This window comes from Advenella sp. FME57, from assembly GCF_014897675.1.
Lineage (GTDB): Bacteria > Pseudomonadota > Gammaproteobacteria > Burkholderiales > Burkholderiaceae_B > Advenella.
In genome coordinates this window covers 1-2,569 of sequence record NZ_JABUXU010000046.1, presented here as the reverse complement: position 1 = coordinate 2,569, position 2,569 = coordinate 1, and the positions used below count along the sequence as shown (strand labels likewise).

Here is a 2,569-nt window from a genome sequence, read left to right as displayed (position 1 = left end):
TGAGTATTTGAAGCTTTGGGGACCACCCGATCGTGCGGTTGGGGACCACCGATATTGCCTGTGGGGGCCAGCAGCCGTGGACCTCGGGGCCACTGGCCGCCCATCAGCTCATCGTCACGGGTTCAAAGCAGCATGTTCTCTCATGTTGTGACTGCCGGTCTCGACCCAGACCGTGTTGTGCACGATCCGGTCCATGATCGCATCCGCGTGGACTCCGGATCCGAGTCGTTGATGCCAGTCCTTCTTCGCATACTGGGTGCAGAACACCGTCGACGCACAGTCGTAGCGGCGTTCGAGCAGTTCCAACAGCATGCTGCGCATCGACTCATCCGGATGATCGAGCAACCATTCGTCTATCACGAGAACGCTGAACGCGGCGTACTTCTTCAAGAACTTCGTCGTGCCCATCGGTTTGTCCAACGCCTGCGCCCAAGCTTCTTCAAGATCAGGCATGCGAATATAGTGCGCACGGATCCGGTGCTGGCAGGCCCGTTTGGCCAAGGCGCACCCCAGGTACGATTTCCCGGAACCGGTGAACCCTTGGAACACGACGTTCTGGCCCCGCTCGATGAAACTGCAGGTCCCCAGCTGGGCGATCACGTTCCGATCCAGGCCGCGTTCATCGACCCTATCGAGTTGACGCAGGTCGGCTGCCGGGTAGCGCAACCCGGCCCTGCGGATGAGTCCCTCGATTTTGGCGTGATTGAATACCGAATGGGCTTCATCGACGACCAGTCGCAACCGTTCGTCGAAGCTCATTCCCATGGTCAGATCCTCGTCTTGGGCCTCGAGTGCCTCCAGCAGGGCCATCGCGCCCATTTCGCGCAGTTTGCGCTTGGTCTCTGTATCGATCGAAGTCACCGAGTCCCTCCTGCATAGTAGGAGGCACCGCGGACGTAGCCGCCGTGCTCGACAGGTTCGGTCCGGGCGGGTCTGGTCTGGTCCTGACCGGTGGCAAGGAGCGGTTGCACATGCGCATACCGTGGCGACCGCACCGGCCCCGCCAGCGTAATCCGGCAAGCGGCTTCGACCCGGTCGGCAGAGTAGCGGCGAGAGAGTCTCAACACCGCCAACGCCGGGTTGACCCCTTGCTCGTCGATGGCTACGGACTCGAAGATGCGATTGATGACGACCAGCGTCGACGCCCCGATCCTCTCGGCCCATTGGCGTATCCGGGCCGCGTCCCACTGCTGGTATCTGTCCCCAGCAGGAAGGTCAGCATCATTCGTGCGATACTCATTGACCGCAGTCTCTGGCAGCAGCAGGTGAGTCGTGACTCGCTGGTCCCCGCGGTAGACTTCGAGGCTGCGGTCGGTGATGCGCAGATCGACTTTGGATCCGATGTGCTCAAACGGCACCGAGTAATAGTTGCGCGCCCAGCTCACATGCCCGTTCCTGGCCACACGCCGCCCATAGATCCACTGACTGATCTCGTAGGCCACCTGCGGCAGCGGTGTCAACAGCGGTTCCTCCTCCGTGGTGAAGACACTGAGCCTGGATCCGGGCCGCTTCTGGAAAGGTTCAGCATTATAAGCGCAGACTCTCTCCTCGATCGCGGCCGTCAACGTCGGCAGCGATGTGAACCGCCGGTCACGTAGCCCTGCGATCACCCATGTGGCGACATGTCCAACAGTATTCTCAACACTCGCCTTGTCTTTTGGTGCCCTGATTCTGCCCGGTAGAACAGCAGCCGAATAGTGGGCAGCCATTTCCCGATAGGCGTCGTTGAGCACGATTTCACCGTCGCGAGGATGAGTGATGACTCCGGTCTTGAGATTGTCGGGCACGATCCGCGGTGTTGAACCGCCGAAAGCGGTGAACATCGCCACATGCGCCCGGAGCCACGAGTCCTGACTCATGTCCAGGCTCGGGTGCACGAATGCGTACCTGCTGAAGGGCAGACACGCGACGAACAGATAGACCGTCTTCGGCTTGTCTGCCCCCGTGTGCAGTTGCATTGTCGGACCGGACCAGTCGACCTCGATGGTCTGGGCGGCTTTGTGTCCCACACGAGAAGCTGCACCGGTGACGAGGACGTGGCGCTGATAGGTGCGGCAGAACCGGTCATAACTCATCGCCGGATCACCAGCCGCAGCGCACTCATCGGCGTACTCGCCATGGAGGAGCTTCAGCGTCACCCCGACCCGGGCCATTTCCTTATGGATTGCCTTCCAGTCAGGTTGGGCGAACACGCTGTGATGGTCCCCGCGGCCCGGAAACAGGAGGCCATACACTTCACTGTCAGCACGGTCCTTGACATCATCCCACCCGAGTCCCGCAGCGTCGGCGGCCTCGAGGACCTGCGTGACCGATTTGCGTGACATTGCCTGGGAGCCAGCGATCGCTCTGCCCGAGAGCCCCTCGGCTCGAAGCTGTAACACCAGCTTGGCCCTGATCTTGCGTACCATTGATAATCTCCTTTCGCCGCGTGCCCAATACACGCGGTGAAAGGAGCTTATAGTTCGTGGCCCCCGCACACGCCATAGATGGTCCCGACGCCCACGATCACGCGACCAAGCAACTGGCCCCCGAGCTCACGATTGACGGCCCCCAACAAGACGGATATTCA

At 61.0% G+C, this 2,569-nt stretch carries 2 protein-coding genes; both read right to left on the bottom strand.

Annotation, left to right across the window (positions count from 1 at the left end; translation table 11 throughout):
• Positions 1–114 precede the first annotated feature (114 nt).
• On the bottom strand, positions 115–861 hold the full coding sequence (locus INT32_RS21965) for an ATP-binding protein (protein WP_009883781.1): 747 nt from the start codon (positions 859–861) through the stop codon (positions 115–117).
• Positions 858–2,408 (bottom strand): IS21 family transposase, encoded by a 1,551-nt coding sequence (istA, locus tag INT32_RS21960; RefSeq protein WP_009884100.1) that lies wholly within the window; start codon positions 2,406–2,408, stop codon positions 858–860. The genes INT32_RS21965 and istA overlap by 4 nt, the downstream gene beginning before the upstream one ends.
• Positions 2,409–2,569: the final 161 nt, after the last annotated feature.

Excerpts from the sequence above, each read along its gene's own strand:
- istA (WP_009884100.1), bottom strand. The coding sequence starts at position 2,408 with ATGGTACGCAAGATCAGGGCCAAGCTGGTGTTACAGCTTCGAGCCGAG.